This is a genomic window from Pseudomonas sp. 9_2_1, assembly GCF_059295275.1.
This window is the reverse complement of sequence record NZ_CM181239.1, coordinates 867,057-889,913: the sequence shown is the minus strand read 5'-3', so window position 1 is coordinate 889,913 and position 22,857 is coordinate 867,057. Positions and strand designations below refer to the sequence as shown.

Annotated in this window: 1 protein-coding gene; it reads left to right on the top strand. The window is 67.3% G+C overall.

What is annotated here, in order from left to right:
• Positions 1-56 precede the first annotated feature (56 nt).
• Positions 57-22,844 carry a BapA/Bap/LapF family large adhesin gene (locus AC5O5I_RS03925; RefSeq protein ID WP_494512102.1) on the top strand — a complete coding sequence of 7,596 codons (22,788 nt, stop codon included), beginning with the start codon at positions 57-59 and terminating at the stop codon, positions 22,842-22,844.
• Positions 22,845-22,857: the final 13 nt, after the last annotated feature.

Genomic DNA, 22,857 nt, shown 5'->3' with positions numbered 1-22,857 from the left:
CGGTTGTGGCCCGAATAGTTCGGGCCGGGGGATCCGCATACCAGCAGGGAGCATCCATGGACAACATCGTCGTCGCCGATAAGCAATCCGCAGTCGCCACCCAGAACGCCTTTGGCAACATCACGCTTAACGGACCGGGCGTCGTACAGATGCCTGTGGCCCCTGACCAGGTAGCCACCGTCACCCAGCGCGGGCAAGACCTGATCGTCACGCTGAAGTCGGGTGAAAAAGTGACTATCGGCAACTTCTTCGCAGTGGACCAGGCCGGGGTTGGCAGCGATATTGTCTTTGTCGGCGAAGACGGCACCCTGTGGCATGCCCAGTACGATGCGGCGGCGTTTACCGGTTTCACCTTCGAAGACGTGGCCTCGCTGGACGAGCTGGTGGCGGGTATCGGCAGTGCCGGGAGCGCCATGCCCACCTGGGCGATTGCCGGGCTCAGCCTGCTCGGTGTCGGCGGTGCGGCAGCGGCGGCCGATCACAGCGGTGGCGGCAGCAGTAGCGGATCAGAGCCGGGCGACACCACGCCACCGGCCACACCGATCGACCTGCTGGTATCCCCAAATGGCCTGCGCCTGACCGGGCGCGGCGAAGCCGGCAGCACCGTGAACATCCGTGATGCAGCCGGCAACCTGATCGGCAGCGGCACAGTGGCTGCCGATGGCAGTTTCGATGTTGCGCTCAACCCGCCGCAGATCAACAGCGAGAACCTTGACGTCACCCTGACCGATGGCGCCGGCAATGTCTCGGCGCCCGGCACCGTCACGGCCCCGGACGCCACGGCACCACTGGCCCCGACCGAGCTGGCCATCGATGGGCAGGGCAGCACCCTTACCGGGCGCGCCGAGCCCGGCTCGACAGTTTCCGTGCGTGGCGCCGGCGGTGTGCTGCTGGGCACGGCGGTCGCGGGTGCAGATGGCCAGTTCAGCATCGCCCTGCAACCACCGCAAACCGATGGCCAGGCCCTGGAAGTGAGCGCCGCCGACGCAGCCGGCAATACTTCACCGGCCGCCGGCATCACTGCCCCGGACGTCGACACCCCTGATACCACCGCCCCAGACCAGCCCACCGACCTGGCCCTGGCCAGCGGCGTCACCCTCACCGGCCGTGGGGAGCGCGGCGCCACCGTGCAGGTTCGCGATGCGGCCGGCAATATCATTGGCACTGGCCTGGTCAACGCCGACGGCACCTTCAGCCTGACCCTGGCGCCTGCCCAGGCCAACGGCGAAGCCCTGGATATCCGCCAGGTGGATGCCGCCGGCAACAGCTCGATTCCTCTGGAATTCACCGCGCCCGACATCACCCCGCCCGAAGCCGTCACCGACATTCTGGTCGGCGCCGGGGGAACGGCCCTGAGCGGCCGCGGTGAACCCGGTGCCACCGTCGAAGTGCGCGATGCCGATGGCAACCTGCTGGGCCGTGGAGTGGTCTCCGCCAACGGCACGTTCCTGCTCGAACTCGACGTGCAGGCCGGCGAACACCTGAGCCTCGTGCAGACCGACCCAAGCGGTAACGCATCGGTCGCCGTCGAGTACGATGTGCCGCTGACCTCTGCTCCGGACAGCCCGAGCAACCTGGCCATTGATGCCGACGGCACCACCCTGACCGGTACTGCCCCGGCTGGCAGCCGCGTCGAAGTGCATGATGCCAACGGCACCCTGATCGGCAGCGCCGTCGCCAACGCCGATGGCAGCTTCACCATCGAGCTCAACCCCGCCCAGGCCAATGGCGAACTGCTGGATGTGGTCGCGATCGATGACAGCGGTCTTTCCTCGCTGCCGGCCCAGGTCACCGCTCCGGACATCACTGCCCCTGCTGCACCAACCGAACTGGCCGTCAGCGCTGACGGTACCGTCCTGACAGGTCGCGCCGAACCCGGCAGCACCGTACGCATCGTAGCGGCCGATGGCACCGAGATCGGCACTGCCGTCGTGGGTGCAACGGGTGTGTTCAGCATTACCCTCAACCCGCCGCAGGTAGACGGCGAAGTACTGCAAGCTACCGCCTCCGACGCCGCAGGCAACACTTCAGAAGCCAGTTCGGTCACTGCACCGGACATTGACGGCGGCGATACCACGCCACCTGAGGCGCCTGTCGATCTGGTGATCGGCCTGGCCGGCAGCCAGCTCAGCGGTCGCGGCGAAGCCGGCAGCACCGTGCAAGTGCATGACGCCGAGGGCAATATCATCGCCACCGGCACTGTCGGCGCCGACGGCACGTTCATCATCGCATTGGCGCCTGCCGTAATTGACGGCAGCGCCTTGCAAGTCACCCTGACCGATGCTGCTGGCAACGTGTCGCAGCCGGGCTCGGTAACCTCGGCGGACTTGTTGCCGCCAGCTCAACCAACCGAACTGGCCCTGGCCGATGGCGTGACCTTCACCGGTCGCGGCGAGCCGGGCGCTACCGTGCAGGTGCGCGATGCTGCCGGCACCCTCATCGGCACTGGTGTAGTGGGTGCGGACGGGCTGTTCAGCCTGACCCTCTCCCCTGCCCAGGCCAACGGCGAAGCCCTGGACGTACGTCTGGTGGATGCCGCCGGAAACACCTCGGCGCCGCTGCAATTCGATGCACCGGACATCACCCCGCCCGAGGCGGTGAGCAACATCGTGGTCGGCGCCGGAGGCCTGGCCCTGAGCGGCCGCGGTGAACCAGGTGCCACCGTCGAAGTACGCGATGCCAGCGGCAGCGTGATCGGCACCGGCGTGGTCGGTGCCAATGGCACCTTCCTGATCGACCTCGAGCCGGCCGCCCAACCCGGCGACCAGCTGAGCCTGGTACAGACCGACCCAAGCGGTAACGCCTCGGTCGCCGTCGAGTACGATGTACCGCTGACCACTGCACCAGACAGCCCAAGCAACCTGGCCATTGATGCCGACGGCACCACCCTCACCGGTAGCGCACCCGCCGGCACCCGCGTGGAAGTCCACGATGCCAACGGCACCCTGATCGGCAGTGCCATCGCCAACGCCGATGGCAGCTTCAGCATCGAGCTCAACCCCGCCCAGGCCAATGGCGAACTGCTGGATGTGGTCGCGATCGATGACAGCGGTCTTTCCTCGCTGCCGGCCCAGGTCACCGCTCCGGACATCACTGCCCCTGCTGCACCAACCGAACTGGCCGTCAGCGCTGACGGTACCGTCCTGACAGGTCGCGCCGAACCCGGCAGCACCGTACGGATCGTGGCCGCCGATGGCACCGAGATCGGCACTGCCGTCGTGGGTGCAACGGGTGTATTCAGCATCACCCTTGACTCACCACGGGTAGACGGCGAAGTGCTGCAAGCTACCGCCTCCGATGCCGCAGGCAACACTTCAGAAGCCAGTTCGGTCACTGCACCGGACATTGACGGCGGCGATACCACGCCACCTGAGGCGCCTGTCGATCTGGTGATCGGCCTGGCCGGCAGCCAGCTCAGCGGTCGCGGCGAAGCCGGCAGCACCGTGCAAGTGCATGACGCCGAGGGCAATACCATCGCCACCGGCACTGTCGGCGCCGACGGCACCTTTATCATCGCATTGGCGCCTGCCGTAATTGACGGCAGCGCCTTGCAAGTCACCCTGACCGATGCTGCTGGCAACGTGTCGCAGCCGGGCTCGGTAACCTCGGCGGACTTGTTGCCGCCAGCTCAACCAACCGAACTGGCCCTGGCCGATGGCGTGACCTTCACCGGTCGCGGCGAGCCGGGCGCTACCGTGCAGGTGCGCGATGCTGCCGGCACCCTCATCGGCACTGGTGGAGTGGGTGCGGACGGGCTGTTCAGCCTGACCCTCTCCCCTGCCCAGGCCAACGGCGAAGCCGTGGATGTACGCCTGGTGGATGCCGCCGGCAATACCTCGGCGCCGCTGCAATTCGAGGCACCGGACATCACCCCACCCGAGGCGGTGAGCAATATTGTCGTCGGTGCCGCTGGCCTCGCCCTGAGCGGGCGCGGTGAACCAGGTGCCACCGTCGAAGTACGCGATGCCAGCGGCAGCGTGATCGGCACCGGCGTGGTCGGTGCCAACGGCACCTTCCTGATCGACCTGGATCCGGCCGCCCAACCCGGCGACCAACTGAGCCTGGTGCAGACCGACCCAAGCGGTAACGCCTCGGTCGCCGTCGAGTACGATGTACCGCTGACCACTGCACCAGACAGCCCAAGCAACCTGGCCATTGATGCCGACGGCACCACCCTCACCGGTAGCGCACCCGCCGGCACCCGCGTGGAAGTCCACGATGCCAACGGCACCCTGATCGGCAGTGCCATCGCCAACGCCGATGGCAGCTTCACCATCGAACTCAACCCCGCCCAGGCCAATGGCGAACTGCTGGATGTGGTCGCGATCGATGACAGCGGTCTTTCCTCGCTTCCGGCCCAGGTCACCGCTCCGGACATCACTGCCCCTGCTGCACCGACCGAACTCGCTGTGAGCGCTGACGGTACCGTACTGACAGGTCGCGCCGAACCCGGCAGCACCGTGCGGATCGTGGCCGCCGATGGCACCGAGCTCGGCACTGCCGTCGTGGGTGCAACGGGTGTGTTCAGCATCACCCTTGACCCGCCGCAAGTGGACGGCGAAGTGCTGCAAGCGACCGCCTCCGATGCCGCAGGCAACACTTCAGAAGCCAGTTCGGTCACTGCACCGGACATCGACGGCGGCGACACCACGCCACCTGAGGCGCCTGTCGATCTGGTGATCGGTTTGGCCGGCAGCCAGCTCAGTGGTCGCGGTGAAGTCGGCAGCACCGTGCAGGTCCGTGATGCGGAAGGCAATGTCCTGGCCACTGGCACGGTAGGTGCGGATGGGACCTTTGTGCTGACCCTGGACCCTGCCGTCGTGGACGGCAGCACCCTGCAAGTTACCCTGACCGATGCGGCGGGCAATGTTTCTCAACCGGGCTCCGTGACCTCGGCCGACCTGCTGCCGCCCGCTCAACCCACCGAACTGGCCCTGGCCGACGGCGTGACCTTCACCGGTCGCGGCGAGCCAGGCGCTACCGTGCAGGTGCGCGATGCTGCCGGCACCCTCATCGGCACCGGTGTAGTGGGTGCGGATGGCCTGTTCAATGTCACATTGGCGCCCGTCCAAGCCAACGGCGAAGCCCTGGACGTACGCCTGGTGGATGCCGCCGGAAACACCTCGGCGCCGCTGCAATTCGATGCACCGGACATTACTCCGCCCGAGGCGGTGAGCAACATCGTGGTCGGTGCCGGAGGCCTGGCCCTGAGCGGCCGCGGTGAACCAGGTGCCACCGTCGAAGTACGCGATGCCAGCGGCACGGTGATCGGCACCGGCGTGGTCGGTGCCAACGGCACCTTCCTGATCGACCTCGAGCCGGCCGCCCAACCCGGCGACCAACTGAGCCTGGTACAGACCGACCCAAGCGGCAATGCGTCTGTGGCCGTCGAATACGATGTGCCTTTAACCACTGCACCAGACAGCCCAAGCAACCTGGCCATTGATGCCGACGGCACCACCCTGACCGGTACTGCCCCGGCTGGCAGCCGCGTCGAAGTGCATGATGCCAACGGCACCCTGATCGGCAGCGCCGTCGCCAACGCCGATGGCAGCTTCACCATCGAGCTCAACCCCGCCCAGGCCAATGGCGAACTGCTGGATGTGGTCGCGATCGATGACAGCGGTCTTTCCTCGCTGCCGGCCCAGGTCACCGCTCCGGACATCACTGCCCCTGCTGCACCAACCGAACTGGCCGTCAGCGCTGACGGTACCGTCCTGACAGGTCGCGCCGAACCCGGCAGCACCGTACGGATCGTGGCCGCCGATGGCACCGAGATCGGCACTGCCGTCGTGGGTGCAACGGGTGTGTTCAGCATTACCCTCAACCCGCCGCAGGTAGACGGCGAAGTACTGCAAGCTACCGCCTCCGACGCCGCAGGCAACACTTCAGAAGCCAGTTCGGTCACTGCACCGGACATCGACGGCGGCGACACCACGCCACCTGAGGCGCCTGTCGATCTGGTGATCGGTTTGGCCGGCAGCCAGCTCAGTGGTCGCGGTGAAGTCGGCACCACCGTGCAGGTCCGTGATGCGGAAGGCAATGTCCTGGCCACCGGTACTGTCGGCGCCGACGGCACCTTCATCATCGCCCTGGCCCCTGCCGTAATTGACGGCAGCACCCTGCAAGTTACCCTGACCGATGCTGCTGGCAATATTTCGCAGCCGGGCTCGGTAACCTCGGCTGACTTGTTGCCCCCTGCCCAACCAACCGAACTGGCCCTGGCCGACGGCGTGACCTTCACCGGTAGCGGCGAGCCGGGCGCTACCGTGCAAGTGCGTGATGCAGCCGGCACTATCATCGGCAGTGGCGTGGTCAACGAAGACGGCACATTCAGCCTGAATCTGTCCCCTGCCCAGGCCAACGGCGAAGCTTTGGACGTACGCCTGGTGGATGCCGCCGGCAACACCTCGGCACCGCTGCAATACAACGCCCCGGATATCACCCCACCGAATGCCGTCAGCGATATCCTGGTAGGCCAGGGCGGCACGGCCCTGAGTGGCCGCGGCGAAGCCGGCGCCACCGTGGAAGTGCGTGATACCGATGGCAACCTGCTGGGCCGTGGCGTGGTCACCGCCAATGGCACTTTCCTGATCAGCCTGGACCCGGTCGCACAACCTGGCGAGCAGCTGAGCCTGGTTCAGGTCGACCCAAGCGGTAACGCTTCGCTCGCCTTCGAATACGAAGTGCCGCTCACTACCGCCCCGGTCAGCCCGAGCGGTCTGGTCATTGATGCCGATGGCACCACCCTCAACGGGACTGCCCCTGCCGGCAGCCGCGTCGAGGTGCACGATGCCGGCGGTGCACTGATCGGCACCGCCACGGCCAATGCCGATGGCAGCTTCAGCATCGAGCTCAACCCTGCTCAAGCCAACGGCGAACTGCTGAATGTGGTGGCGATCGATGTCGACGACGTGTCTTCGTTGCCGACGCAGATCAACGCTCCCGATATCACCGCACCGGCCGCCCCAAGCGATCTGGCCGTCAGCGCTGATGGCAGCGTCATCACCGGCCGCGCCGAACCGGGCAGCACCCTACGTGTTGTGGCCGCTGATGGCACCGAGCTGGGCACGGTGGTGGTCGGCCCTACCGGAGTATTCAGCATTGCCCTGGAACCCGCCCAGGTCGACGGCGAGGTGCTGCAAGCGACCGCAACCGATGCCGCCGGCAACACCTCGGCGACCAGCGCAGTCACTGCGCCGGATATCGATGGGGTCGATATCACGCCACCGGCAGCGCCGACTGACCTGGTAGTCGGCCTGGCCGGCAGCCAGCTGGCCGGTCGCGGCGAGCCCGGTGCCACCGTGCAGGTTGTGGATGCCGCAGGCAATGTACTGGCCACCGGCACCGTTGCGGCGGACGGCAGCTTCACCATCACCCTGGACCCTGCCGTGAATGACGGCAGCGCGTTGCAAGTGACCCTGGCCGATGCCGCCGGCAACGTGTCGCCACCCGCTTCGGTCAATTCCCCGGACCTGCAGGCCCCTGCGCAGCCCATCGAGCTGGCCCTGATCAACGGCGTCACCTTCACCGGGCGCGGTGAACCAGGCGCTACCGTGCAGGTGCGCGATGCCGCCGGCACCGTGATCGGTACCGGCCTGGTCGGCGCCGACGGCCTGTTCAGCCTTTCCCTGTCGCCGGCCCAGGCCAACGGTGAAGCACTGGACGTGCGCCTGGTGGATGCCGCCGGCAACACCTCGGCGCCGTTGCAATTCGATGCACCGGACATCACACCGCCCGAGGCGGTAAGCGACATCATCGTAGGCGCCGGTGGCCTCGCCCTGAGCGGCCGTGGCGAACCAGGTGCGACCGTCGAAGTGCGCGATGCCAGTGGCAGCGTGATCGGCACCGGTGTGGTGGCGGCCAACGGCACCTTCCTCGTCGACCTCGATCCGGCAGTCCAGCCGGGTGAGCAACTGAGCCTGGTGCAGAGCGACCCAAGCGGTAACGCCTCGCAGGCACTGCAGTTCGAAGTGCCGGCCACTACCGCCCCAGCCAGCCCAAGCGATCTGGTCTTCGCCGAAGATGGCAGCAGCATCAGCGGTACTGCACCTGCCGGCACCCGCGTGGAAGTACATGATGCCAATGGCACACTGCTCGGCAGCGTGGTCGCAGGTGCCGATGGCAGCTTCACCGTGGCACTTGACCCGATTCAGGCCAATGGTGAACTGCTGGACGTGGTGGCCATCGATGATGCGGGAGTTTCGTCCCTGCCAACATCGATCAGCGCACCGGACATCACCGCACCCGTCGCCCCGAGCGAACTGCTGATCAATGGCGACGGTACCGTCGTCACCGGCCGTGCCGAAGCTGGCAGCACCGTGCGTGTGCTGGCAGCCGACGGCACCACCGTACTGGGCACCGTAGTAGTCGGCGCCACCGGCAGCTTCAGCATCACCCTCGACCCGCCACGAGTGAACGGCGAGCAGCTGCAAGTCACTGCCACCGACGTTGCCGGCAATGCCTCCACCGCTGGCAATGTCACCGCACCGGACATCGACGGCGGCGACACCACGCCGCCAGAGGCCCCGACCAATTTGGTCATCGGCCTGGCCGGTGGCCAGCTGAACGGCCGTGGCGAGGCCGGTGCCAGCGTCGAAGTACGTGATGCCCAAGGCAACGTGCTGGCCAACGGCACGGTCACCCCCGATGGCACCTTCCAGCTCACCCTGGACCCGCCGGTAAACGACGGCAGCAGCCTGCAAGTGGTGCTGACCGACGCCGCCGGCAACGAATCCGAACCGGGCACAGTGAATACCCCGGACCTGCAAGCCCCTGCGCAACCCACGGAGCTGGCCCTGGTTGATGGTGTCACCTTCAGCGGGCGCGGCGAGCCTGGCGCCACCGTGCAGGTGCGCGACGCTGCCGGTACTGTGATCGGCACCGGCCTGGTCAACGAGGACGGCACCTTCAGCCTCACGCTGTTCCCGGCCCAGGCCAATGGCGAGGCGCTGGAAGTGCGGCTGTCGGATGCAGCCGGCAACAACTCCGAACCGCTGCAGTTCGACGCCCCGGACATCACACCGCCAGCCGCCGTCAGCAACATCGTGGTCGGCGCCGATGGCCTGGTGCTCAGTGGCCGTGGCGAGGCCGGTGCTACCGTGGAGGTGCGCGATGCCGACGGCACCGTCATCGGCACTGCTACTGTCGGCGAAAACGGCACCTTCATCGCCGACCTCGACCCCGCCGCCCAGCCAGGCGCGCAACTGAGCCTGGTGCAAACCGACGCCGCCGGTAACGCCTCCGAAGCGCTTGCGTTCGAAGTACCGCTGACCACTGCCCCGACCAGCCCGAGCGAACTGGTGGTGGCCGAAGACGGTACCAGCATCAGCGGCAGCGCCCCGGTCGGCAGCCGCGTCGAGGTGCATGACGCTGACGGCACCTTGGTCGGCAGTATCGTGGTAGGTGCCGAAGGTACCTTCACCGTCATCCTCAACCCGGCCCAGGCCAACGGCGAACTGCTGGATGTGGTGGCCATCGACGCTAGCGGCGCCTCGTCCCTGCCGGTACAGGTAAGCGCACCGGACATCACCGCACCGGTCGCCCCGAGCGAACTGCTGATCAATGGCGACGGTACCGTCGTCACCGGCCGCGCCGAAGCCGGCAGCACCGTGCGTGTGCTGGCAGCCGACGGCACCACCGTGCTGGGCACCGTGGTAGTCGGCGACACCGGCAGCTTCAGCATCACCCTCGACCCGCCACAAGTGAACGGCGAGCAGCTGCAAGTCACCTCCACCGACGTTGCCGGCAATGCCTCCACCGCTGGCAATGTCACCGCACCGGACATCGACGGCGGCGACACCACGCCGCCAGAGGCCCCGACCAATTTGGTCATCGGCCTGGCCGGTGGCCAGCTGAACGGCCGTGGCGAGGCCGGTGCCAGCGTCGAAGTACGTGATGCCCAAGGCAACGTGCTGGCCAACGGCACGGTCAACCCGGATGGCACCTTCCAGCTCACCCTGGACCCGCCGGTTAACGATGGCAGCAGCCTGCAAGTGGTGCTGACCGACGCCGCCGGCAACGAATCCGAACCGGGTACAGTCAACACCCCGGACCTGCAAGCCCCTGCTCAACCCACGGAGCTGGCCCTGGTTGAGGGTGTCACCTTCAGCGGGCGCGGCGAGCCTGGCGCCACCGTACAAGTGCGCGACGCTGCCGGTACTGTGATCGGCACCGGCCTGGTCAACGAGGACGGCACCTTCAGCCTCACGCTGTTCCCGGCCCAGGCCAATGGCGAGGCGCTGGAAGTGCGGCTGTCGGATGCAGCCGGAAACAACTCCGAACCGCTGCAGTTCGATGCCCCGGACATCACACCGCCAGCCGCCGTCAGCAACATCGTGGTCGGCGCCGATGGCCTGGTGCTCAGTGGCCGTGGCGAGGCCGGTGCTACCGTGGAGGTGCGCGATGCCGACGGCACCGTCATCGGCACTGCTACTGTCGGCGAAAACGGCACCTTCATCGCCGACCTCGACCCCGCCGCCCAGCCAGGCGCGCAACTGAGCCTGGTGCAAACCGACGCCGCCGGCAACGCCTCCGAAGCGCTGGCGTTCGAAGTACCGCTGACCACTGCCCCGACCAGCCCGAGCGAACTGGTGGTGGCCGAGGACGGCACCAGCATCAGCGGCTCGGCCCCGGTGGGCAGCCGCGTCGAGGTGCATGACGCTGACGGCACCTTGGTGGGCAGTATCGTGGTAGGTGCCGAAGGTACCTTCACCGTCATCCTCAACCCGGCCCAGGCCAACGGCGAACTGCTGGATGTGGTGGCCATCGACGCTAGCGGCGCCTCGTCCCTGCCGGTACAGGTAAGCGCACCGGACATCACCGCACCGGTCGCCCCGAGCGAACTGCTGATCAATGGCGACGGTACCGTCGTCACCGGCCGCGCCGAAGCCGGCAGCACCGTGCGTGTGCTGGCAGCCGACGGCACCACCGTACTGGGCACCGTAGTAGTCGGCGCCACCGGCAGCTTCAGCATCACCCTCGACCCGCCACAAGTGAACGGCGAGCAGCTGCAAGTCACTGCCACCGACGTTGTCGGCAATGCCTCCACCGCTGGCAATGTCACCGCACCGGACATCGACGGCGGCGACACCACGCCGCCAGAGGCCCCGACCAATTTGGTCATCGGCCTGGCCGGTGGCCAGCTGAACGGCCGTGGCGAGGCCGGTGCCAGCGTCGAAGTACGTGATGCCCAAGGCAACGTGCTGGCCAACGGCACGGTCAACCCGGATGGCACCTTCCAGCTCACCCTGGACCCGCCGGTTAACGATGGCAGCAGCCTGCAAGTGGTGCTGACCGACGCCGCCGGCAACGAATCCGAACCGGGCACAGTGAATACCCCGGACCTGCAAGCCCCTGCGCAACCGTCGGGCCTGGAGCTGGTCGACGGCGTTACCCTGACTGGTAGCGGCGAGCCAGGCGCCACGGTGCAGGTGCGCGACGCCACTGGCGACGTGATCGGCACCGGCCTGGTCAACGAGGACGGCAGTTTCAGCGTCACCTTGTCGCCTGCCCAGGCCAATGGCGAAGTGCTCGACATCCGCCTGGTGGATGCTGCCGGCAATACCTCCACCCCATTGCAGTTCGATGCACCGGACATCACACCACCTGCGGTGGTCAGCAACATCGTGGTCGGCGCCGACGGCCTGACCCTGAGCGGCCGCGGTGAATCCGGGGCCACCGTCGAGGTGCGCGACGCCAACGGCGCGCTGATCGGCACCGGCACGGTGACCGCCAACGGCACCTTCCTGCTCGACCTCGACCCTGCCGCGCTGCCGGGCGAGCGCCTGAGCCTGGTGCAGACCGACGCGAGCGGCAATGCATCGACAGCGCTGGACTACGATGTACCGCTGGTGACCACACCTGCCAGCCCAAGCGAGCTGGTGGTGGCCGAGGACGGCACCAGCATCAGCGGCTCGGCCCCGGTGGGCAGCCGCGTCGAGGTGCATGACGCTGACGGCACCCTGGTGGGCAGCATCGTTGTAGGTGCCGAGGGTACCTTCACCGTCGTGCTCGACCCGGCCCAGGCCAATGGCGAACTGCTGGACGTGGTGGCCATCGACAATAACGGTACTTCGTCGCTACCGGTACAAGTCTCCGCGCCGGACATCACCGCGCCGCTGGAGCCAAGCGACCTGGTGGTCAACCCGACCGGCACCGTCGTCACCGGCCGCGCCGAAGTGGGCAGCACCGTGCGTGTACTGGCCGCCGACGGTACTACCGAGCTGGGCAGTGTCGTGGTGGGTGCCACCGGTGCCTTCGAAATCACCCTCAGCCCAGCGCAAGTGGCTGGGGAACAACTGCAGGTCACCGCTACCGATGCTGCCGGCAATGCTTCCCTGGCCGGCACGGTTACCGCGCCGATCGTCGATAATGGCGGCGATATCACACCGCCGGAACCGGCCAGCAACCTGGCCATCAGCGACGACGGCCTTACCGTGTCGGGCCGCGGCGAAGTGGGCGCGACCGTAGAAGTGCGCAACGACCAGGGCGAGCTGCTGATCAGCGGTACCGTGCAGCCGGACGGCAGCTTCACCGTACAACTGCCGGACCCGGTGGTGGACGGTTCGTCCCTGCAGGTGACCCTGACCGATGGCGCCGGCAACGTGTCCACGCCAGCCCCACTGCTTACCCCGGACAACGTGGCCCCACTGCAACCGGCAGGGCTGGTGCTGACCGAGGGTGAAACCCTGGTGGGCAGCGCCGAACCTGGCGCGCGGGTGGAAGTGCATGATGCTGACGGCAACCTGATCGGCAACACCATCGCCGAGCTCGATGGCAGCTTCACCCTCACCCTCGACCCACCTCAGGCCAACGGCGAGACCGTCACCGTCACGGTCATCGATGCGGCTGGCAATACCTCCGTGCCACTCAGTTATGTGACGCCGGACATTACCCCGCCGGACATCATCACCAACGTGGCAGCCGGTGCGGGCGGGCTGGCCGTATCGGGTCGCGGCGAAGCCGGGGCCAGCGTCGAAGTGCGTGATGCCGATGGCAACCTGATCGGCACCGGCACCGTCGCCGCCAATGGCACCTTCGTGGTCGATCTCGACACCCCGCTGGCGGCTGGCGAAACCATCGTGCTGGTGCAGATCGATGCCGCTGGCAACCCTTCGGTTGGCCTGGGCGTGATCGTGGCGGATGCACCCGTGCCAGAAAGCCCCAGCGACGTGGTAGTGGCAGGCGATGGCAGTGCAGTCAGCGGCACCGCCCCGGCAGGCTCGCTGGTGGAGGTTCGGGACGCCCAGGGCAACGTGGTCGGCAGCGTACAAGTCGGCCAGGACGGCAGCTTCACCATTGACCTCACGCCGGTTCAGGCAAACGGCGAAGCACTCGACGTGGTGGCCATCGATGCCGATGGCAACAGCTCGCTGCCGACCCAGGTCAGCGCACCGGACATCACCCCGCCCAACGAAGCGACCGAGCTGCAGCTGAGCAACGATGGCAGCACCCTCACCGGGCGCGGCGAGCCAGGTACCACGGTGCAGGTCATCGACGCCCAGGGCAATGTGCTGGGTAATGCCCAGGTGGGCGCCGACGGTGTCATCAGCGTGCAGCTGGCACCAGCGCAAACCGACGGCCAGGAACTGGACGTGGTGCTGCGCGACAACGCCGGCAACACCTCGACCGCCACCATCAATGCCCCTGACCTGGACGGGCCGCTGCAACCCTCGGGCCTGGCCATCGATACCGCCGGTATCCACCTGACCGGCGAGGGCCAGAGCGGCTCGACCATCACCGTGCGCGATGCCGACGGCAATGTACTGGGTACCGCCACGGTGGGCGCGGACGGTCGCTTCGACGTCACCCTGAATACCGCCCAACGCAACGGCGAAAGCCTGACCGTGGACGCCACCGACAACCTCGGCAACAGCGCAGGCCCGGTAGACTTCACCGCGCCAGATACCACGCCACCGCAAGTGGTCACTACACCGGCCATCGACGACACCGGCACCACGGTGACCGGCAACGGCGAGCCGGGCGCCACCGTCACCGTGCGCGGCCCGGATGGCAGTGCGCTCGGCAGCGTTGTGATTGACGCAGACGGCGCCTTCGAAATCACCCTTGACCCGCCACAGACCAACGGCCAGGCGCTGACCGTGGAGCAGCGCGACCCGACCGGCAACCTGTCGGCGGCCGTAGATCTGGCGGCACCCGACAGCGAGGCTCCGGCGATTCCCGGCGCCCTCAGCCTGTCGAGCGACGGCACTACCCTCACAGGTACCGGTGAACCCGGGGCGCAAGTCACCGTCACCGGCACCGGCGGCGCGGTAGTGGGCACCGCCACCGTGCAGGCAGATGGCAGCTTCAGCGTGGCCATCAACCCTGCGCAGGTGAATGGCCAGACGCTGACCGTCACCCAGGCGGACAGCGCCGGCAACCCTTCCCCTGCCGACACCGTGACCGCTCCGGACCTCGAGGCACCGCTGCCGGCCCAGGGCCTTGGCCTGAACGAAGAAGGTACGCTGCTCAGCGGCCAGGGCGAAGCAGGCAGCACCGTGGAAGTACGCAACAGTGCCGGGGATTTGCTGGGCACCGTGGTGGTGGACGGCGACGGCACCTTCCAGGTACCGATAGCCCCACCGCAAACCAACGGCGAAACAGTCTCGGTGGTGCTGATCGATGAAGGCGGCAACGCCTCGCCTTCGACCAGCTTCACGGCCGACGACAATACTGCGCCAACCGCACCGGCAGGCCTCACCATCACCGCGGGTGGCAACGCCATCCAGGGCACTGGTGAAGCAGGCAGCACCGTCGAAGTACGCAACGTCGCCGGCGACCTGCTCGGCAGCGTGGTGGTACCGGCGGGTGGCAACTTCACCGTACCGCTGGCGCCTGCACAGCTTGATGGGCAGGTGCTCGAGGTGACCCTGACCGATGCTGCCGGCAACGTCTCCGACAGCACCCCAGTCACCGCACCAGACATCACCCCGCCGGCCCTGCCTACCGAGGTGGCAGTCAGCGATGACGGCACCACCGTCACCGGCAGTGCACCGGGCGCCAGCACTGTCACTGTGACCGACAGCGCGGGCAACGTGGTCACCGTACCGGTCGACCCGGACGGCAGCTTCAGCGTGCCACTGACCGACCCGCTGACCAACGGCGAGACACTGACCGTGGTCGTGACCGACGCTGCCGGTAACGATTCGGCGCCAATCACCACCACTGCGCCAGACACCACCGACCCACTGCCAGCCACCGGGATTATCGTCAGCCCGGACGGCACCACCGTGGGCGGCAGCGCCGAGCCAGGCAGTACCGTGGAAGTGCGTGACGCCGACGGCAATCCTGTCGGCAGCGGCACCGCAGGCCCGGACGGCACCTTCGTGGTGCCGGTAGACCCGCCCTTGGCCGCTGGCGACAACGGCACCGTGGTGGTCATCGACCGGGCGGGCAATATTTCCACTGAAGTGCCAGTGGCCGGGCCTACCGGCACCGAAGCCGCAACGCCTACCGGCCTGAGCATCAGCGCCGACGGCTTCCTGCTCACCGGCCAGGGCACCGTCGGCTCGCTGATCACCGTGACTTCCGGGGGCACCACCCTGGGCACCGCCACCGTCGGCAGCGACGGCACCTTCCGCGTGTTCTTCCAGAACGCCCAGCTCAATGCCCAGACCCTGCAAGTCAGCGCCCGCACCACGGTCGACGGCGAGCCTTCGGTGCCAGCCACCCTGGTGGCCAACGACACCACGGCGCCGAATGCACCGACCGCAGCCATCGACCGGACCGGCAGTACGCTGACCGGCCAGGGCGAAGTCGGCGCTACCGTACGCGTGACCGATACCCAGGGCACTGTGCTCGGTACCGCCACCGTGGGCAGCAACGGCTTGTACACCGTCACCCTCACGCCAGCGGTCGCCAACGGCCAGAACCTGATCGTCACCCAGGCCGACGCCGCAGGTAACGTATCGCTCGCCGCCAGCCTGCAGGCACCCGACCTGCAGGCACCGCTGGCCGCCAGCAATCTCAGCCTCAACGGCGCAGCTACCGTGCTCAGCGGCCAGGGCGAAGCGGGCGCCAGCGTCACGGTGCGCGATGCCAGTGGTGCCATCCTGGCCACCGGCACCGTCAACCAGAGCGGCCAGTTCCAGGTCACCCTGCCTAGCGCACAAACCACCGGCAGCCCACTGCAGGTCACCCTCAGTGATGCCGCCGGCAACGTATCCGGTCCGGCCAGCCTGGCCACGCCAGACCGCACGCCGCCTGCAGCCATCGGCAACCCGGCGCTGAGCCAGGACGGCCGGCAGTTGTCCGGCAGCGGTGAAGTGGGTGCTACGGTACAGGTACGCAATGCCGCCGGTACTGTGCTCGGCACGGCCACGGTAGGCGCCGACGGGCGCTTCACGGTGACCTTCGACACCCCGCAAACCAACGGCCAGGCCATCGGCGTCACGCAAGTGGATGCCGCCGGCAATACCTCGCCAGCGGTCAACGTGGCGACCCCGGACCTGACCCCGCCAGCAGCGCTGACCAATGTGGCGCTGAACAATAACGGACTGACCCTGACCGGCCTGGGCGAAGCTGGCGCCACGGTGAGCGTGCGCGGCCCGGATGGCACCATAATCGGCACCGGCCTGGTCGCTGCCAACGGCAGCTTCACCCTGACCCTCACCAGCGCCCAGCTCAATGCCCAGCAGCTGAGCGTGACCCAGACCGACGCAGGCAACAACACTTCCAGCGCCGTGGCGGTCACCGCGCCTGACTTCACACCACCGGCCACACCGACTGCACTGGCCCTGGCGGCCACCGGCCTGCAACTGACCGGTAACGCCGAAGCCGGCAGCACCGTGACTGTTCGCGATGCCAGCGGCAACGTTCTGGGCACGGCAGTTGCCGGCAGCAACGGCACCTTCCAGGTCACCCTGAACAGCGCCCAGACCAATGGCCAGGCCTTGCAGGTCACGGCAACCGATGCTGCCGGCAATGTATCGCCGGCAGCCCCCTACGCCGCAGCCGACACCACGCCACCCGCCGCCGTGAGCAACCTTGCGGTATCTGCTGACGGCGCTACCCTGGCTGGCAACGGCGAGGCAGGCGCCACTGTCACCGTGCGGGCAGCGGACGGGACTGCGCTGGGCACTGCCACGGTGGCTACCGACGGGCACTTCAGCGTCAGCCTGTCGCCGGCCGCGATTACCGGCGAAAGCCTGAGCGTGGTGCAAGCGGACGCTGCGCAGAACGTATCGCCTGAGCAAAACGTCACGGCACCGGGCGTGCTCGTGCCTGATACGCCGGACAACCTGGTACTGGCGGCCGACGGCCTGTCGGTGACAGGTACCGCACCAGCTGGCACCACAGTCAACGTGTACGGCCCGAACGGCGTATTGCTGGGCACCAGCCCGGTCGCCAACGACGGTACCTTCACCGTCAATCTGGGCAGTGCGCAGGCCAACGGCGAGCTGCTGCAAGTCAGTGCCACGGGCACCGATGGGGCGGTATCGCTGCCGGCCAGCCTGCAGGCACCGGATACCACCGCGCCGCAACCACTGACCAACCTGGTGCTGTCCAACGATGGCCTGGTGCTCAGTGGCCGCGGCGAGCCTGGGGCTACCGTTACCGTCACGGGTGAAGGCGGTGTCGACCTGGGCACTGCACTGGTCGATGCCAACGGCAACTTCAGCGCCGACTTGAGCGGCGCGCAAATCAACGGCGAGCAGATCAGCGCCGTGCAATGGGACGCTGCCGGCAACGAGTCCAACAGCGTCAGCCTGATCGCACCCGATCGGGTGGCCCCGGATGCCGCCGAGAACCTGGCCTTTGCCGGGGGCGGCAGCCTGCTCAACGGTACCGGCGAGGCGGGGGCGGCAGTCAAGGTCCTGGCCAGCGACGGCAGCGTGCTGGGAACCGCGACAGTGCGCGCTGATGGCAGCTTCCAGGTCAATCTCGATTCGCCGCAAGCCAACGGCCAGCAGGTGAATGTGGTACTGACCGACGCGGCTGGGAACCAGTCGGATTCCAGCGCCGTCACTGCGCCGGATACCACGCCACCCGCCGCACCAGGCGAACTGGCCATTTCCGGTGATGGCGTCACCCTCACCGGCCGTGGCGAAGCTGGCGCGCTGGTGACTGTGACCAACCCGGCCGGCGACGAAATCGGCAGCGCCGTGGTCGATGCCAGTGGCTACTTCACCATCACCCTGAACCCGGCACTGGGCAACGCCGAACTGCTCAGCTTCACCCAGGCCGACGGCGCCGGCAACGTGTCGGCGGTGGCAACCCTGCTGACGCCGGACTTTACCCCGCCGGCAGCGCTCACCCAGGTGGGCGTCAACACCGACGGCAGCGTGGTCACCGGCCTGGGCGAGCCCGGGGCGACGGTTACCGTGAACAATGCCGCCGGTGCCCTGCTGGGCACGGGTACGGTGCTTGCCGACGGTAGCTTCCGCGTCGAACTGTCACCCCCGCAGATCAACGATGAAGTGCTGTCGGTACAGCAGGCCGATCCACCCGGCAACGTCAGCGAGCCGGTCGAAGTGCGGGCGCCAGACCTCACGCCGCCTGTGCCAGCCACCGAGCTGCAGCTGAACGCAGCGGGCGATGTGCTTACCGGCGTCGGTGAAGCGGGCGCCACCGTGCAGGTGTTCGTCGGCACGGCTCAGATTGGCACCACCACGGTCGCCGCCAACGGCACCTTTACGGTCAACCTGGACGACGCGCAGCTCAATGGCCAGGTGCTGCAGGTAACCCTGACCGATGGCACGGGCAACATCTCGCCGATCAGCACTGTGTCGGCAGCAGATATCACGCCACCGGACACCGTCGTTGCAGTCATCAACAACAGCGGCACACAGCTGGTCGGTACCGCCGAGGCCGGCACACGGGTCACCGTGATCAACAACAATGGCGACCTGCTGGGCCAGGTGACAGTCGACCCGGACGGCACCTTCGTCATCGACCTGACTACGGCGCAAATCAATGGCCAGCAGCTCACCCTGATTGCCCAGGACGCGACCGGCAACCCGTCCGCGCCACTGGTGGTGACTGCACCAGACCTGACGCCACCTGTGCAGCCGAGCGACCTGTTGCTCAACCCGGCCGGTACCTCGATGACCGGTACTGCCGAGGCAGGCAGCACCATCACCGTGCGCGGGCCGAACAACAACGTGGTCGGCGAGGTGGTGGTCGGTGATAACGGCCAGTTCACCGTGCCGATCAGCCCGGCGCAAAACAATGGCCAGCTGCTGAGCGTGGTGTCCACGGACGCAGCAGGCAACGCATCGCTGCCAGCGGCTTACCAGACCAACGACACCTCGCCACCGGCACTGGTTACCGACCTGGGCATCAACAACACCTTCAACATACTGACCGGTAAAGGTGAGGCAGGCGCAACAGTCACCGTGAGCCGCGGCGGGGCGGTGCTGGGTACGGGTGAGGTGGATGCCGCCGGCAACTTCCAGATCACCCTGGTGCCGGCGGCCGGTTCACTGGCCACGCTGGCGGTGACCCAATCCGACGGTTTCAACACCTCGGCGGTGGCCACTTACGTGACCCCGTTGATCGCCCCACCCGTGCCACCGAGCAACGTAACGCTGGGCAGCGACGGCTTGACGCTCTCGGGCAGTGCGCCCAGTGGCACCGGCATTCGCGTCTACGATGCCGGGGGTAACCTGATCGGCACCGGGGGTGCCACACTCAACGGCACCTTTGAGCTCCAGCTGAGCGCGCCTCTGCTCAATGGCCAGCACATCAGTGTTACTGCGGTGGCACTGGTAGGCGGCGAGTCGCAGCCTACCTTCGTGCAGGCCACCGACGTTACGCCGCCAGCCAACCCGGTGGTGACGGCCCTGTCCAGCAACGGCCTGGTGCTGACCGGTAGCGGCGAAGCCGGTGCCACGGTGACCGTGCGCGACGCTACCGGCAACGTGATCGGCAGTGGTGTGGTGAATGCCGGTGGTGCGTTCAGCATCACCCTGGACAGCGCGCAGCTCAACGGCCAGGAACTGGGCGTAAGCCAAGCCGATGTGGCGGGCAACAACTCGGGCAGCACCCGCTTCACCGCCATCGATGTGCAGCCGCCGGCCGCGCCGACCAATGTGCAAATCAACGGCACCGGCACGGTGCTGACAGGCCGTGGCGAGGCAGGTGCGACGGTTACCGTTCAAGGCCCGAACGGCCAGGTTGGCACCGGTGTGGTGCAAGCAGACGGCAGCTTCACCATCACCCTGACCACCGCACAGAACGACGGGCAGCTGCTGGTGGTGCGGCAGGCCGATGCCGCTGGCAACTTGTCCGGCAGCGTCAACCTGCCTGCCCCGGACACTACCCCGCCAGCTGCACCGGTTGCCGCCATCAACAACAACGGCACCTCGGTCACAGGTACTGGCCAGGTCGGCAGCACGGTCACCGTGCGCAACAGCGCCGGCACCGTGCTGGGCACGGCGACGGTGGCCAGCAATGGCACATTCGTGGTCAGCCTGACTGCAGCCCAGATCGACAACCAGGCGCTCAGCGTCACCCTCACCGACAGCGCCGGCAACGTGTCCACCGGCACCGCGCTTACCGCACCGGACCTGACCCCGCCAGCCGCTGCCGGTAACCTGCTGATCAGCGCCGACGGCGCGACCCTCACCGGTACCGGCGAGGTGGGTGCCACGGTTACCGTGCGCAGCGCCAACGGCACCGTGCTGCAGACCGCAACCGTACGCCCGGACGGCGGCTTCACCGTGACCCTGGCCCCGCCGCAGGACAACGGCCAGATCCTCTCGGTGACGGTCAGCGACCCCCGCGGCAACGTGTCGGGCAACGTCAACATCACCGCGCCGGATGTGGATGCGAACGCGCCGGTCATCGCCAGCGACAACCTGGCCACGGCCACGGTCGACCTGGTACCGGTCAGCGCCACCAAGACCTACACAGACAGCTTCCTGACTGTACTGTCGGGCTTCACCAAGACCTTCACCTGGACCGTGGAGCCAGGCACCACGGTCGACCCGATCCTGACCCTGACCACCAACAGCGTGCTGGCGCTACTCAACAACGCTTCGTTCACCCTGCAGGTGAAAGACGCCAGCGGCGCCTGGGTGACCCTCGCCACCGGCAACACCCAGGGGCTGCTCGACCTGATCGTGCTGCCCATCGGGCTGCAGGTCGACATCGGCAAACTGCAGGCAGGCGACTACCGCCTGACCGTGGGTAGCGGCGGCATTGGCGTCGCCACCCAGGTCACAACCACGCTGGACATCACGGCCACCAGCCTGACCCAGTTCACCGGCACCGGCACTGCCACCACCGGCAACGTCATCACCGACGTGGGTACCGACGGCAGCGTCGATGCCCGTGGCCCGGACAGCGCCGCCGTGCTGCAAGTGCTGAAGGACGGCAGCTATGTCACGGCGGATACCGCCACCACGGTCCAGGGCCTGTACGGCACCCTGGTGATCCGCGCCGACGGTAGCTACACCTACACCCCTAACGGCAGCCCGGCCAGCGTCGGCAAGGTCGATGTGTTCAGCTATCAGCTGGCGCACCCGAACGGTGTGACCGATGCCGCCAACCTGTACGTGCGCATCGACAGCCCGCAGGCCACGGAGATCTGGAGCGACACCAACTACGCTGCGCCAGCCACGGTAGTCGATGCCGTCAACGATGTCGGCTTCAGCGACCTGACGCTGGCCAACCGGGTAGACACCAGCAGCGCCACGCTCGGCGTGCTGAACCTGCCTGTAATTGGTTCGCGGCAGGCCACCTACACCGCCACGGTTGCCGCCGATACCACGGCCAACCTGCAAGTGGTGGTCAACTCCAGCAACCTGCTGAGCCTGCTCAACGGCACCACCATCGAGCTGCTCAAGCTCAACCCGGCTACCGGCCAGTACGTGCTGGTGCAGACGGTCAACGGTGGCTCGCTGATCAGCCTGCTGGGTGGCGGTGCGGGGTATACCTTCCAGAACCAGGGGGCTGGCACTTACCACGTACGTGTCACGGCGGGCGGCATCGGCTTGCTCAGTTCAATCACCACCAGCCTCAACGCCACCACCACGCACCTGACCGAGTTCGTGGTCAGCGGCGCGACGGCGGCCACCGGCAACCTGCTGACGGATGACAACGTCGGCTCCGCCTTGACCGTGCTGAGCGTGCTGACGGCGGCCAACACCTACACCATCCCGGGCTACAACGGGGTGAGCGTTGCCGGCACCTACGGCACGTTGCTGGTGCACGCCGACGGCAGCTACACCTATACCCTCAATTCGGGGCTGACCTCGGCGGCGGTCGGCCAGCACGACACCTTCACCTACGAGCTCACCCACCCCAACGGCAGCACCGACACGGCAACGCTCACCGTCAACCTGGACAACGCCGCCGGCCTCGTCACCACCACTTCGCTGCTGTCTGAAAGCGGTGACGAAACGGTTGCGCTGGCCAGCCTGGCAGCCACCACCGATGTGATCGCCGGCACCGACGGCAACGACCACCTCGATGGCAGCCAGGGCGGGCATATCACCCTGCAGGGTGGTGCCGGCAATGACACCCTGGTGGTAGTCGACCAGAACTTCGCCAGCGTCGAAGGTGGCAGCGGTACCGACACCCTGCTGTGGGGCGGCGGCGATGCCAGCATCGACCTGGGTAACGTGGCCGGGCGGGTGCATGACATTGAAATCATCGACCTCAACGACACAAGTTCCGTGGCGCTGACCCTCAACCTGGCGGACGTGGTGGCAATCACCGAAACCGGCACCGACACACTGATCATCAAGGGGGACGACAAAGACTCGGTTCACATGACGGACAACTGGACCCTGGTCGGGTACCAAACCGCCGACGGGGTCGACTATAACCAATACACGGCCCAGGAGGATCCAAGCCACCACCTGTGGGTGCAGAACGGAATCCACGTTGTCTGAGGCCGCCGCAATC